We start from the raw sequence: 12539 nt of genomic DNA on the forward strand, positions 1-12539 counted from the left end.
GGGAGGTTCTAGCCGCGCGAAGCCACGGCAACGTTGTGCCAGCGCAAACTGGCGCCGCTTCACGACTCGCGCGGGCGTGACCAGTCAGCCGATGTCGCCGCCAGCGTCGCGGCATAGGCCACGAGGCTCGCAAGCGTGAGCCAGGCGCCGGCGGCGATCAGCCCAGTCGATTGCAGCACATCGCCGGCCATGCGCGCGGCAACGGCGAGTTCGAGCATCACGACGGGTGCATAGAGCGCCGGCACGTAGCGGACCCGCGCGCCGACGACGGCGGGCAGGATGATGGGCGCATGGGCGAACACCATCGACAGGACGAAGCCGAGCCCGATGGCATGCACCGCCGCATCATGGCCGAACGCCGAGCCGGCCGGCGGCCACCAGGCGAGCGCCAGCGCCGCGACCAGCAGCCAGCCATAGCCGAGCAGCAGGCAGACCGCGCTGAAGCGCGCGGCGCCGGAACCGCGAATGGTCCATGCCGCAATGTCCTTGCCGGCGAGCCAGAGCGCGAGCGCGCCGAGCGAGGCCGCCAGCAGCCATGATCCGGTCCAGGGCTGGCCGACCACCAGCGCGGCCGCGAAGACCGTCACGATCACGACGAGGAGGACCTTCGCGGCCAGGCCGGGCTGCGTCAGCCGGGAAAGCTCGATCCGCTCCGCGGTGATCGTCAGGACGAGGAAGCCGAGCCACGCATAGGCGACCTCGGCGACGCTCGCACCGGCGAGCCAGCGGGCGGTGCCGAGCGGCCAGAGCGCGGCGCCGAGCGTCATCACCGCGGTGAACAGGGCCGGCAGCCGGCAGGCGGCCGTGGCGGTGATAGCGAAGAGGCCGAGGCCCGCCAGCAGGAAGGCGGCCGCCGCCGGTCCGGTGAAGCCGAGCAGGAGCAGAAGCGCCCCGCCGGCCGCGAGCGCGGGGACTGCGAGCGCCAGCGTTCCGCCCTGCGCCACCGCCCGTTCGACGGCGATCAGCGTGCCGAAGAAGCCGCAGATCATCAGCGCCCCGTGATGCTCGGCCGGGGTCGACAGCGGCGGGACGAGGCCGAGCCGGGCGAGGCCGCCGGCAAGCCCGGCCACGATGGAGGCGCCTGCCGCGAGCACCAGCGCGGCGCGCAGCCGGCCGGAGGCGCTCATGATGCGCCCGCGAGGCGCGCGAGCCATGCCTTGGCCGCCGACAGCGGCCGGAAGGGACTCGGCGCGAAACGCGTGCGCACCTCCGGCGAGGCGAGGTCCGGCGACCAGTGGGCGTCGCGCTCGACTTGAACATGCACCGTGTAGTCCGGCCCAAGGCGCTTGCCGACCGCGGCCGCGGCTGTCTCGGCGATCAGCCGGCCGAGCGGGCAGGTCGGCGTGGTCATTATCAGGCGGATCGAGATGTCGCCCGGCGCGATCTCGCAGGAGATGACGAGGCCGAGATCGACGATGTTCACGCCGAGCTCGGGGTCGTCGACCTCTCGCAGCGCGGCGAGGATCTCGGCTTCGATTCCGTCCTTTGCATGAGGCATCGGCATCTCCTTGCCGGCGTCGGCCAGCCGCGCCGTCACTGGCGGGTCTCGCAGGGGCTGTCGGCGAGCATTTCGAGGCTGGCCGCCCCTTCCGCGGCTGCGGCGGCGATTACCCGGAACATGTCGGCGAACTCGGCGATCTCCTCGGGCGCGAGGTTCGAGGAGGCTTCGCCGTCGATGTCCGGAAGACAGGCCACGTAGCCGCGCAGCAGCCTCGCGCGCTCCCGCGCGGCGCCGAGCAGGCGGCGGCGTGCGCGCCGGGCCTCGAATTCGGCGAAGGCGGCCAGCGTCCGCTCGACCTCTTCCTGGCAGGCGCAGGGCAGGCCCATCTCGTGGAGTACGCGGGCGAGACGTTCGAGCAGCGCGCTGTCGGCTGTCGGAGGGGTTGCGACCGGGGTTTCCATCGCCGTCTCAGAGCCCGAACCACTCGCGCAGCCGGCCCTCGCCGCGGACGAGCCGCATGCCGAGATTGGCCGGCGGGATGCCGACCGAGCAGGCACCTGCCTTGGGGTCGCGGAAGAAGCCGGTCATGTAGGCCCGGTGGCGTCCCTCGGCGATGCGGACACCGCAATTCTCGACCTCGGTCGCGGCGCCTGTCGCCGGATCGGTCCGGTGGCGGACATAGCAGGTGCTCGTCCATTCCCAGACATTGCCGGCGAGGTCGAGCAGGCCGTGCTCGTTCGCGCCGAACGCACCGGCCGGCTTCGGCGTGGGATCGAGCGCCTGCTCGGCAGCGGCTTCCGCGTCATAGGTCGCGATCCAGCGCCGCGAGGGGTTCGCCGGGTCGCTGATCTCGGTATAGGCATCGTCCCGGTAGCGCGAGCCGGCGGCCAGCGCCCATTCGCGGTCGGTGGGGAGCCGCCAGTTCTGCCCGGTCTCGCGCGACAGCCATTCGGCGTAGGCGACGGCATCGTGGAAGCTGATCCCCACGACGGGAAGAGCGGAATCCCCCGCACCGTCGAGCGCCTTGCAGCCTTTCGCGGCGACGCAGCGGTCATAGTCGCCGCGCGTCACCTGTCCTTTCATGATGGCGAAGGGCTTCTTGGCAGCAATCTCGCCGATCGGGCCGTTCACCGGCCTCGTCCCGTCGATGAACTCGCCCGGCTCGCGGTAGCGCACCGAGGCGCGCTCGATGCGGACAAGGCTGCCATCCTCCGGCATCGGGGCGAAACCCTGGAGCACGGCCATGCCGGCGAGGCCGAGGACCGTGAGGAAGACGAGGCGGCGCTTGCGCATCTTAAGTCTCCCGGAAGGAGGGGCGGCTCGCCCGGAATGGCCGGGCCGCAGTCGGCCGGCTCACTGGCCGACGATCGGCCCGGGCGCGGCGACCTGCTTCATCAGGTCCTCGCTCCACTCGCCCGAGACCTTCACATGGGCAGTGGCACCGAGCTCGGCCGCCTCGATCAGGTTGTGGTTCACATAGGCGTAGATGCCCGGCTGCAGGAACTTGTAGGTTGCCACTGCCGCGCTGCCGCCGGCCACGAACCATGTCTCGAGGTCCTTGGCGGGGGGATTGTGGAACTTGCCGCGCTCCCAGACATGGTCGCCATGGCCACCGATCAGGTGGGGGCGGGTGTCGCGGTTGGCCGAGCTGTGGATGAACAGCACGGTCTCGCCGACCTTCGCCGTCATCGCGTTCTCGCCCGTCAGCGCGCCCTTGCGGCCGTTGAAGACGACGTGGGTGGGAACGAGGCCCTTCATCACCTCGACGGTGTCGGCATAGGCCTCGCCGGGGGTCTCGTAGTCCACGTATTTCCCGTTCTCGTCCTTCGGGATGTAGAGGTCGAACTCGCCGATCGTGTAGGCGCGGTCATATTTGACCGGGTTGCCCGCCTCGTCCTTCAGGCCCTCGCGCGGCAGCACCAGGATGGTGCCGCTCATGCCGCTGACGACGTGCCAGGGGATCATGCCGGGAGGGGCGCAGTGATAGACGAAGGCGCCGGCGCGGGTCGCCTTGAAGCGGAGCGTCGTCTGCTCGCCGGGGTTCACCAGAGTGAGCTGCGCGCCGCCCAGCGCGCCCGTCGCGCTGTGGAAGTCGATATTGTGCGGCATCGTGTTGGTTTCGGGATTGATGAGGGTCAGCTGCACATAGTCGCCCTCGTGGACGACCATGGTCGGGCCCGGCATCGAGCCGTTGAAGGTCATCGCCTGGAGGGTGACGCCCTCGTCGATGGCGACCTTCTTCTCCTCGATCGTCATGGTGAACTCGACGACCTTCGGCGCGCCGGTGTCCACCTGCTGGTGCTGCATGACCGCGGGCGGCGCGACGAGCTCCGCCTTGACATGCTTGAGGCCGGCGGTCTGGTCCGCCTGGCCGAGAACCTTGGGGGCCGGGCTGAGGCCCTCCTCGGCGAGAGAAGGCGCCGCCGCCACAAGGGCGGCAATGGCAGCGCCGAGCAAAGTGGTACGACGGGTAAACATGTCCAGGTTCCTTCCTCTTGCATGACTTGCTTGCCGTTGCGACGAATAGACGCCCGATCCGCGCCGGCCTTTTTGCTAAAAGGCAAAGATGAATCACGTTGTCGGCGGCGGCCGTGACGCAGGGCGTCGCAGGGGCAAACGGCCGGTCGGTTGTATGCGACGCCCCCTCCGGATTACCCTCGCGGCGAAACGGGAACGTCGCCATGCCTATGAAGAAGCTCGACCGCTCGCTGATCCGGGATCTGAGCATCTTCCAGTCCATGTCGGAGGAGGATCTCGACGCCGTCCTCGCCATGGCCTCGATCCGGCAATTGCCCGAGGGAAAGGCCGCCTTCTCGCAGGGCGAGATCGCCACCGAGTTCTTCGCGCTGCTGCATGGCCGCCTGAAGGTCGTGCAGACGACGCCGGACGGGCAGCAGGTCGTCGTGCGGCACGTCAATCCGGGGGACATATTCGGCATCGCCCGCGCGATGCGCCGTCCCGACTTTCCGGCCACCGCCATCGCCGTGGTGGAAAGCCTGGCGCTTGCCTGGCCGTCGAGCCAGTGGGAGGCCTTCATCGCGCGCAGCCCGGTGCTCGCCATGAACGCGCTCCAGACCGTGGGGCAGCGCCTGCAGGACGCCCATACGCGGATCCGCGAGCTCTCGACCGAGGAAGTCGAGCGCCGCGTCGCGCATGCGCTGCTGCGGCTGGTGCGGCAGGCGGGCCGGAAGACGGAGGAAGGTATCCTCATCGACTTCCCGGTCACGCGGCAGGATCTCGCCGAGATGACCGGCACCACGCTCCACACGGTCAGCCGGGTGATGACCGGCTGGGAATCCAAGGGGCTGGTGGCCAGCGGCCGCAAGAAGGTCGTGGTCAAGGACGCGCACGGGCTTCACGTGCTGGCGGAGAAGCCGGAGTGACAGGGAGTTTGTCCGGGAACAACGTTCGGGTGCCGCCGGCCCGGTAGGGCTCTCCCGCGCAGCTTTGCGAAGGAGAGCACATGTCCCAGATCACCGAAGCGATCATCCCCGCCGAACCGGCAAACCCGACCGTCGCCGAGCCGGTCACCCTCGACGTTCGTCCTCTCGCGAGGCCGCACCGTCATCTTCTCATCTTCCGCCAGTTCGAGCTCCTCGCACCCGGCGAGGCCTTCGAGCTGGTGAACGATCACGATCCGCTCGGCCTCCTGCATCAGTTCCGCCAGATCGTGCCCGGCCTGTTCACCTGGGACTATCTCCGGCAGGGGCCTGACGAGTGGCGCGTGCTGATCGGCCGGACACAGGCGCCGGCATCGGCCGACGTCCACGTCCATGACGAGGGCTGCACCTGCGGCTCCTCCAGCGGCGGCTGCGGCTGACGGCCTGCGCCACCCACCACTTCCGCACCGACGCCGGTCCTCCTTCAACCCGGAGGATCGGCGTCATGTTGAGGGAAGCTTCCGACGGTCACCGGTGGCCGTCACGCCCCTTGCGCGATGGCGGCGTTCACTTCCCGGAGGAACTCGTCGAGTGGCACGCCGTGCTCGCGGCAGGCCTCGCGGACGTCGTGCAGGCGCACCACCGGGCAGCCGATGCACATCATCTTCCGGCGGATGAACAGCGGGATCGTCACCTTGTAGGTGCTCATCAGGTCGTCGAGGATCGTCTCGGCGGTTATGGGGGCGGTCAGGACCGTCGACATGGTCGGGTCTCCTTCTCGTGCGGAACCTAGACCTGCGGCATCCTGTCTTCTTTGCTCCGCCGCAACGAAGGCGGGCGTTTCTCCGCCTATCGATGCCGGCACCCGGACGGCCGCTCCATCCCGCAAGGCCGGTCGGCGGAAAGCTGAGCCCATGAACGCGCCCTTCATCCCCACGCCTTCCCTCATCGACGTCGCGCGCCGCATGGTGCCGCGCTACACCTCCTACCCGACCGCCCCGCATTTCTCCCCGGCCGTCACGGCCGAGACCTATGGCGGCTGGCTAGAGAAGGTACGGGACCGCGGGGAGGCGATCTCACTCTATCTGCACGTCCCGTTCTGCCGGACCATCTGCAATTATTGCGGCTGCACCACCAAGGCGGCACTGCGCGACGACCCGGTGCGCGCCTATGCCGCGTCGATCCATGACGAGATCGCCCTGTTTGCCGAGCGGCTCGGGCCGGTAGAGGTTTCGCACATCCATTGGGGCGGCGGCACGCCGAACATCCTGCCGCCGGACTGCTTCGAGGCGCTGGTGCGCGACCTCGGCAATCGCTTCCGCTTCCGGCCCGACATGGAGCACGCGATCGAGCTCGATCCCCGCCATGTGACCGCGGAGGGCGCGCGGCGGCTCGCCGACCTCGGCATCAACCGGGCGAGCCTTGGTGTGCAGACGCTCGACGCCGCGGTGCAGAAGGCGATCGCCCGCATCCAGCCGCTTCCGGTGGTGGAAGCTTCCTTCGCGCATCTGCGGAACGCCGGCATCACCGCCATCAATGCCGACCTGATGTACGGCCTGCCGCTGCAGACGCTCGACACCATCCGCGACACCGCCGAACGGGTGCTGGCGCTGGAGCCGAGCCGGTTCGCCATCTTTGGCTACGCCCATGTGCCGTGGATGAAGGCGCATCAGCGGCTGATCGACGAGGCGGCGCTGCCGGACGCCGTGGAGCGCATCCGCCAGGCGGCGCTGGCGCGCGAGATCCTCGAGCGTGGCGGCTATGTCGAGATCGGCATCGACCACTTCGCGCTGCCGGACGATGCGCTGACGCTGGCGCAGGATGAACGCAGGCTGCACCGCAATTTCCAGGGCTATACCGACGACGCCGCGACCACGCTGATCGGCATCGGCGCCTCCTCGATCAGCCGGACGCCCTGGGGCTTCGCGCAGAACGCTCCTGACAACCACGGCTGGCGGCGGGCCATCGAATCAGGGCGGCTGCCGACGGTGCGCGGCAAGGCCTATGAGGGAGACGACCTTCTGCGGGCGGCGGTCATCGAGGATCTGCTCTGCGCCTTCGAGGTCGACCTTGCCGAGGTCGCAGCGCGGCACGGCGCGAGCGTCGATGGCTTCGAAGACGATGTCCGCAGGCTCGCGCCCCTCGTCAATGCGGGATGGGTGGAGGTGCGCGGCAGCCGCGTTGCGATCCGCCGGCACCGCCACGAGATCGCGCGCGTCGTCGCCGCCGAGTTCGACGCCTATCTCGGCCGCGGCGGCCGCCATTCGACGGCGGTGTGAGGCTCTCGCAAGCTTGCGCCCGAGCAAAGTCGGGCTACGCCGGCCATGACATCGTCGCGCCGAAAGGATCGACGATGTCACCCTCGCCCTCGCTCGCCGCCAGCCGCGCCCGCACCAATGCCGGATGGCTCTTTGCCGCCTCGTTCCGGCCGCTCTTCGTCGGCGCGTCCGCTCTCGCCGCCGCCTCCGTGCCGCTCTGGGTCTTCCTGTTCCTGACCGGGGTCGCGGAGGTCGGGGGCATGCCGGCCATGATCTGGCACGCCCATGAGATGGTGTTCGGCTTCCTCCCGGCGGTCATGGCCGGCTACCTGCTCTCGGCCACGCCGAACTGGTCCGGCAAGCTTCCAGCCTCGGGAACGCCGTTGGCGCTGCTCTTTGCGGTGTGGGTCGCCGGACGAGTGGTACCGCTGGTAGCGCCCTTGCCGGTTGCGCTCGCCGCCGACGCCGCCTTCCCCCTCGCCATCACCGCGGCACTGCTGCGCGAGGCGCGGGTGAAGCCGCCCAAGCAGTCCCGCCATGGGCTGATGCTGTTCCCTTTGCTCGCGCTCGCCGCGGTGGCGCACCGCCTCGTCGCCGGGGATCACGAGCTCGCCGCCCTGCTGGCGCGCATCGGCGTCGCCGTCGCGGCGCTGCTGATCTCGGCCGTGGGCGGGCGGCTGGTTCCCAGCCTCACCCGCAATGCACTGGCCGCCCGCGGCGCCGAAAAGGTGCCCGAGCCCTATGGCCGCTACGACGTCTTCGTGCTCGCCGCCATCTTCCCGGCGCTGGCCGTCTGGGCCGCCGCGCCGACCTCGCGGGCGGCGGCCGTGCTGATGGGCGCCGCCGCCGTGCTTCAGGCGATACGGCTGCTGCGCTGGCGCGGCTGGCTGGTCCGGCAGGTCGACGTCGCCGCGCTCCATGCCGGATATCTCTGGCTCGTCGCCGGCACCGGTCTCGCCGCGCTTGCCGCCGAGCCGCTTTCCCTCGTCCCGCCGGACGCGGCGCTGCACGTCTTCACCGCGGGGGCGATAGGCACGATGACGATGGCGGTCATGGCCCGCCTCAGCACGACGCGCGGCGCCGGGGCACGGGCGAGTGCATCGCTGTGCGGCTTCGCCCTCATGGCTGTGAATCTCGCGGCGCTGGCCAGGGTGGCCGCGCCGATTCTGGCAGACCGCTATGTCGAGCTGCTGGCCATGTCGGCGGTGCTCTGGGCGCTGGCCTGGACCGCCTTCCTCGCCGCCCAGGTCACCGGATCGCCGGACAAGCCGTGATCCGGCGGGGGATCACCCGATGAGCTGGCGGTAGATGGCCGGCAGCGCCGTCGGCAGCCGCTCCGCATCCGGCACGATGGCGTAGCCGCCTTTGCCGAACAGATAGGGGAAATAATCGCGCGCCTCGCCGTCGACGGTCACGCCGAACACGGTGAGGCCCTGCTTGCGGGCCTCGCGGATCGCCGCCCGCGTATCCTCGATGCCGTAGCGTCCCTCGTAATAGTCGATGTCGTTCGGCTTGCCGTCGGTGAGGAGAAGCAGCAGCCGATGCCGCTGCGGCCGTTCGGCCAACGCCTTGGCGACGTGCCGGACGGCAGCGCCCATGCGGGTATATTGCCCGGGGCTGAGCGCCATGATGCGGCGCAGGATGGCGGGATTCAGCGGCTCCTCGAAGCCCTTCACGGTCGAGACCGTCACCGAGGTGCGCCGGCGCGAGGTGAAGGTGTAGATGGCGTGCTCGTCGCCGCAGGCGGTGAGCCCGTGCGTCAGCGCCAGCAGCGCGCCCTTCTCGACATCGAGCACGCGGTGCGCGCCGATCCAGGCGTCGGTCGAGAGCGAGACGTCCATCAGCACGGCCAAGGACAGGTCCCGCTCCAGCGCGCGCGCTGCCGTGAAGACGCGCTCCGAGCCGATCCCACCGGCGTGGCGGTCGGCGACCGCGCGGACCAGGGCGGAGAGGTCGAGATCGTCGCCGTCGGGCTGGCCGTGCAGCACCAGCCGCTTCGGCCGCAGCGCCTCGAACTGGCGGCGGACGGCGGCGATACGGCGCTGCATCGCCGCGTCCGGCTCCCAGTCCTCGCCCTGCTCGGCGGCGGGGCCGGCATATACGCGGCAATGGTCCGGGCGGTAGGCCGCCTTCTTCCAGTCCCACTCCGGATAGGTGAGGCCCTGCGTGAGGGCCGCACCATCCGCCTCGGCGGGAGCGAGGTCGAGGTCCATCTTGAGGCGCACCGCGGAGCGGCGGCGATTCGCGCCGATGGTCAGCTCGGCGAGGTCGTCGGCCGCCTGGCGGGCGCCTTCCTCGTCATCGTCGTCGACCTTGCGGTTGACGTTCACCATCTCCGCGACGGCGAAGATGGTCTCGAAGCGGTGGAAGCACAGCGGATCGCTGCGGTCGCTCTGGTCCGTCTCCCGCCTCTCGGCGCGGCGGCGCTTCGCGTCGACGGAGACGGACCGGCCCTCGGCCTCGCCATCATCGTCGGGGGAGGGGGCGGCGGCTCCGCCATGGATGTCGCCGAAGAGGGGCACCGGCAGGAAGGTGCGATAGCCGCGCGGCGCCTTCACGTCGGAAAGGTCGAAGGCGGGATCCTCGATGGCATGCAGATAGGGATTCGTCACGTCGCGCCGCCCGCCGAGAACGGCGCGGATCGCGTCCTCAAGGTTGGCCTCATGCGGCGGCAGCGACCGCTCCGGCCGGACGGCGAGCGTCGCCTCGCGCAGGCGCTGGTAGTGCCGGCCGAGCCCCGGCCAGGCGGTAAGCGTCGCCCGCGTGGTCCCGACCGCGGCCCGCAGGCGGCACAGGTCGTTGCGGAGCGGATCGCCGTCGTCCTCCACGACCGGGACGGCATGGGCGAACCAGGCGGCGAGCCATTCGTAGAGCGCCTCGTTGTTCGCCCGGTCGGGAAAGACGTCGATCGTCCCCGGCAGGCGAAGCGTCGCCGCGTCGAGGATCGGCAGGCTCATCTTCTCGGTGCCGAGGCCGATCCGCTCGATGAGGCTGAGGCGGTGGCGCGAGGCGACGGGGGCGCTCTCGGCGATGCGGATTGCGCCATCGCCGCCCAGCGCCCGGTAGAGGACGCCGAGCCGCGTCCGCATTGTGGCGAGGCTCACCGCCGCCCGAGGGTGACGCCTGTAGGTGCTGACGCCGCCAACCAGGCGGTGCCAGTGCTCGCCGACGAACTCTTCCGGCTCGAGGATCGACATCGCGCCCTCCTCAGCCGAAGGCGAGGTCGGCGATGCGGGCCAGCGCCTTCAGCACCTCGGGATCGTCGCTGAGCGGATGCAGCAGCGCCGCCTCGATGGCGATCTCCGGCTTCACGCCGTCGCGGATCAGCGTCGCGGCATAGACCAAGAGGCGGGTCGAGGCGCCTTCCTCCAGGTCCTGGCCCTTGAGGTCGCGCAGCGCGTTGGCGATGCGGACCAACGGGACGCAGCGGTCCCTTGCGAGCCCACTCTCGCGGGCGACGATCGCGGCCTCGGCCTCGGGGTCGGGAAAGTCGAACTGGATCGAGACGAAGCGCTGCCGGGTGGAGGGCTTCAGCGTCTTCAGCACGTTCTGGTAGCCGGGATTGTAGGAGGCGACGAGCATGAACTCGGCCGGCGCTTCCAGCAACTCGCCGGTGCGCTCCAGCGGCAGCACGCGCCGGTCGTCGGTGACCGGGTGCAGCACCACGGTGACGTCCTTGCGGGCCTCGACCACCTCGTCGAGATAGACGATCGCTCCCTCGCGCACAGCGCGGGTCAGCGGCCCGTCTACCCACACGGTCTCGCCGCCCTTGAGCAGATGGCGGCCGGTGAGGTCGGCGGCAGTCAGGTCGTCATGGCAGGAGACGGTGTAGAGCGGGCGGCCGAGCCAAGCCGCCATATGGGCGACGAAGCGGGTCTTGCCGCAGCCGGTCGGCCCCTTGAGCAGCACCGGGAGCTGGTTGCGATAGGCGTGCTCGAACAGTGCGCATTCCGCACCGGAGGGCGCGTAGAAGGGCAGCGGGTCGAGCGGCGCGGGAGCCATCTTCGCAGCGGCGTCGGAAAGGGCGGGCATCGAAGGCCTCCGGGATGTTCGGGTGGGATCGGCGGGGGAAGCCGGGCGGCACGGCGCCGCCCGGTCCCGGTTCATTCCGCGGGCTGGACCGCGACCTTTGCGGGCCTGGCCTTGCGCTCGCGGACCGGACCGAACACCGACCAGAGGAACAGGATCGCCGAGATGCCGACCACCACGCCCGATCCGAGCCGCAGCCAGTAGAAGGGCGCGATCTGGTCCTGTACCTCCATGTAGGGCATGCCGAGCACGCGCTGCAGATGGACCTGGATGACGCCGGCGAAGGTGAGGGCGAAGGTCATCACCGTCATCGCCCCGGTCATCAGCCAGAAGGACAGGATGTTGAGCCCCTGGTGATAGGGCGCCTTCCCCCTGAGATACGGCATCGCATAGGTGATCAGCGCGAGGTTCAGCATCACATAGGCGCCGAAGAAGGCGAGATGGCCGTGCGCCGCCGTGAGCTGGGTGCCGTGCGTGTAGTAGTTCACGAAGGACAGGGTGTGCAGGAAGCCCCACACCCCGGCGCCGAAGAAGGCGCCCACGGTGCAGCCGAGCGACCACAGCACGGCGGCGCGGTTGGGATGGTCCTTGCGGCCCTTGAACACCATCCGGAAGGCGAAGATCACCATGGCGAAGAAGGGAGCGATCTCCAGCGCCGAGAACACCGAGCCGACCCACTGCCAGTAACCGGGCGCACCGATCCAGTAGTAGTGGTGGCCGGTGCCGAGGAGCCCTGAGAAGAGGGCGAGGCCGACGATCGAGTAGAGCCACTTCTCGACCACCTCGCGGTCGACGCCGGTGGTCTTGATCATCAGGAAGGCGAGCACGGAAGCCATCACCAGCTCCCAGACGCCCTCGACCCAGAGATGGACGATGTACCACCAGTAGAGCTTGTCGAGGCTGAGGTTTGCCGGCGCATAGAAGGCGAACAGCCAGAACAGGGCGATGCCCCACAGGCCGAGCAGCAGCACGCTGGTCACCGCGGTCCGGCGTCCCTTCAGGACGGTCATGGAGACGTTGTAGAGGAAGATCAGGGCGACCACGACGATGGCGACCTTGATCCAGAGCGGCTGCTCGAGGAACTCGCGGCCCTCATGGACGCCGAGCGTGTAGCCGGCGACCGCCGACAGCGCACCGAACATCAGGAGGCCGAGCTGGATATAGGCGAGGAGCGGGCTCTCGATGTCGCGCTCGGCCTCCTCCGGCACGAGGTAATAGGCACAGCCGAAGAAGCCCATCAGCAGCCAGACGATCAGCGCGTTGGTGTGGATCATTCGGATGATGTTGAAGGGCAGCAGCTCGGAGAGCACGTTCGGCAGCACGTAGACGGTTCCGGCCAGCACTCCGGCGAGGATCTGGACCCCGAACAGGACCATGGCGCAGGTGAAGTACCAGTACGCCACGCGTTGGCTTGCGTATTTCATGGGTTTC

Annotated in this window: 13 protein-coding genes; 4 read left to right on the forward strand and 9 right to left on the reverse strand. The window is 69.6% G+C overall.

Annotated elements, in window-relative coordinates; genetic code table 11:
- Nucleotides 1-59: 59 nt before the first annotated feature.
- From SNOV_RS05725 to nirK, 5 genes are read right to left on the reverse strand one after another with little or no spacing between them, the layout of a single operon-like run.
- A complete protein-coding gene (locus SNOV_RS05725) occupies nucleotides 60-1154 on the reverse strand; it encodes a hypothetical protein (protein ID WP_144295949.1) in 1095 nt (364 codons plus the stop codon).
- Nucleotides 1124-1498, reverse strand: coding sequence for a metal-sulfur cluster assembly factor (locus SNOV_RS05730; protein ID WP_013165968.1), 375 nt, complete (start codon nucleotides 1496-1498; stop codon nucleotides 1124-1126). The genes SNOV_RS05725 and SNOV_RS05730 overlap by 31 nt, the downstream gene beginning before the upstream one ends.
- A 35-nt stretch (nucleotides 1499-1533) precedes the next feature.
- The gene (locus SNOV_RS05735) at nucleotides 1534-1902 is read right to left on the reverse strand and encodes a hypothetical protein (protein WP_013165969.1); all 369 of its coding nucleotides are present in this window, start codon (nucleotides 1900-1902) and stop codon (nucleotides 1534-1536) included.
- 7 nt (nucleotides 1903-1909) lie between these two features.
- Complete coding sequence (locus SNOV_RS05740) at nucleotides 1910-2734, reverse strand: SUMF1/EgtB/PvdO family nonheme iron enzyme (RefSeq protein ID WP_013165970.1); 825 nt, start codon at nucleotides 2732-2734, stop codon at nucleotides 1910-1912.
- A gap of 60 nt (nucleotides 2735-2794) precedes the next feature.
- Nucleotides 2795-3919 carry a copper-containing nitrite reductase gene (gene nirK / locus SNOV_RS05745; RefSeq protein WP_013165971.1) on the reverse strand — a complete coding sequence of 375 codons (1125 nt, stop codon included), beginning with the start codon at nucleotides 3917-3919 and terminating at the stop codon, nucleotides 2795-2797.
- Nucleotides 3920-4128: 209 nt separating this feature from the next.
- On the opposite strand from nirK, the gene SNOV_RS05750 reads away from it, so the two are divergent.
- Both SNOV_RS05750 and SNOV_RS05755 read left to right on the forward strand, forming a co-directional pair.
- A complete protein-coding gene (locus tag SNOV_RS05750) occupies nucleotides 4129-4824 on the forward strand; it encodes a Crp/Fnr family transcriptional regulator (protein WP_041782021.1) in 696 nt (231 codons plus the stop codon).
- A gap of 80 nt (nucleotides 4825-4904) precedes the next feature.
- Nucleotides 4905-5261, forward strand: coding sequence for a DUF2249 domain-containing protein (locus tag SNOV_RS05755; protein WP_013165973.1), 357 nt, complete (start codon nucleotides 4905-4907; stop codon nucleotides 5259-5261).
- 101 nt (nucleotides 5262-5362) lie between these two features.
- On the opposite strand, the gene SNOV_RS05760 is transcribed toward SNOV_RS05755, so the two are convergent.
- Entirely contained in the window at nucleotides 5363-5584 is a 222-nt protein-coding gene (locus SNOV_RS05760) for a DUF1858 domain-containing protein (protein ID WP_013165974.1), read from the reverse strand.
- A gap of 151 nt (nucleotides 5585-5735) precedes the next feature.
- Between SNOV_RS05760 and hemN the strand changes: the two genes are divergently transcribed.
- Nucleotides 5736-7100: an oxygen-independent coproporphyrinogen III oxidase gene (hemN, locus tag SNOV_RS05765; RefSeq protein ID WP_013165975.1), complete on the forward strand. Its 1365-nt coding sequence runs from the start codon at nucleotides 5736-5738 to the stop codon at nucleotides 7098-7100.
- Nucleotides 7101-7174: 74 nt separating this feature from the next.
- Nucleotides 7175-8353: an NnrS family protein gene (locus SNOV_RS05770; RefSeq protein WP_013165976.1), complete on the forward strand. Its 1179-nt coding sequence runs from the start codon at nucleotides 7175-7177 to the stop codon at nucleotides 8351-8353.
- A 12-nt stretch (nucleotides 8354-8365) separates the two neighbouring features.
- Here SNOV_RS05770 and SNOV_RS05775 read toward each other — a convergent pair whose 3' ends face one another.
- The 3 genes from SNOV_RS05775 to SNOV_RS05785 form a co-directional block, all read right to left on the reverse strand.
- Nucleotides 8366-10276 (reverse strand): nitric oxide reductase activation protein NorD, encoded by a 1911-nt coding sequence (locus SNOV_RS05775; protein ID WP_013165977.1) that lies wholly within the window; start codon nucleotides 10274-10276, stop codon nucleotides 8366-8368.
- 10 nt (nucleotides 10277-10286) lie between these two features.
- A complete protein-coding gene (locus SNOV_RS05780; RefSeq protein WP_013165978.1) occupies nucleotides 10287-11111 on the reverse strand; it encodes a CbbQ/NirQ/NorQ/GpvN family protein in 825 nt (274 codons plus the stop codon).
- Nucleotides 11112-11182: 71 nt separating this feature from the next.
- Nucleotides 11183-12532, reverse strand: a complete 1350-nt coding sequence (locus SNOV_RS05785) for a cbb3-type cytochrome c oxidase subunit I (RefSeq protein WP_013165979.1) — start codon at nucleotides 12530-12532, stop codon at nucleotides 11183-11185.
- Nucleotides 12533-12539 lie beyond the last annotated feature (7 nt).

The sequence above is a fragment of the Ancylobacter novellus DSM 506 genome, from assembly GCF_000092925.1.
Classification (GTDB): domain Bacteria; phylum Pseudomonadota; class Alphaproteobacteria; order Rhizobiales; family Xanthobacteraceae; genus Ancylobacter; species Ancylobacter novellus.

Bases quoted from the DNA above. Each gene is read 5' to 3' on its own strand.
- SNOV_RS05725 (WP_144295949.1), bottom strand. From the start codon at position 1,154: ATGGCTCGCGCGCCTCGCGGGCGCATCATGAGCGCCTCCGGCCGGCTG.
- SNOV_RS05730 (WP_013165968.1), bottom strand. From the start codon at position 1,498: ATGCCTCATGCAAAGGACGGAATCGAAGCCGAGATCCTCGCCGCGCTG.
- SNOV_RS05735 (WP_013165969.1), bottom strand. From the start codon at position 1,902: ATGGAAACCCCGGTCGCAACCCCTCCGACAGCCGACAGCGCGCTGCTC.
- SNOV_RS05740 (WP_013165970.1), bottom strand. From the start codon at position 2,734: ATGCGCAAGCGCCGCCTCGTCTTCCTCACGGTCCTCGGCCTCGCCGGC.
- nirK (WP_013165971.1), bottom strand. From the start codon at position 3,919: ATGTTTACCCGTCGTACCACTTTGCTCGGCGCTGCCATTGCCGCCCTT.
- SNOV_RS05750 (WP_041782021.1), top strand. From the start codon at position 4,129: ATGAAGAAGCTCGACCGCTCGCTGATCCGGGATCTGAGCATCTTCCAG.
- SNOV_RS05755 (WP_013165973.1), top strand. From the start codon at position 4,905: ATGTCCCAGATCACCGAAGCGATCATCCCCGCCGAACCGGCAAACCCG.
- SNOV_RS05760 (WP_013165974.1), bottom strand. From the start codon at position 5,584: ATGTCGACGGTCCTGACCGCCCCCATAACCGCCGAGACGATCCTCGAC.
- hemN (WP_013165975.1), top strand. From the start codon at position 5,736: ATGAACGCGCCCTTCATCCCCACGCCTTCCCTCATCGACGTCGCGCGC.
- SNOV_RS05770 (WP_013165976.1), top strand. From the start codon at position 7,175: ATGTCACCCTCGCCCTCGCTCGCCGCCAGCCGCGCCCGCACCAATGCC.
- SNOV_RS05775 (WP_013165977.1), bottom strand. From the start codon at position 10,276: ATGTCGATCCTCGAGCCGGAAGAGTTCGTCGGCGAGCACTGGCACCGC.
- SNOV_RS05780 (WP_013165978.1), bottom strand. From the start codon at position 11,111: ATGCCCGCCCTTTCCGACGCCGCTGCGAAGATGGCTCCCGCGCCGCTC.
- SNOV_RS05785 (WP_013165979.1), bottom strand. From the start codon at position 12,532: ATGAAATACGCAAGCCAACGCGTGGCGTACTGGTACTTCACCTGCGCC.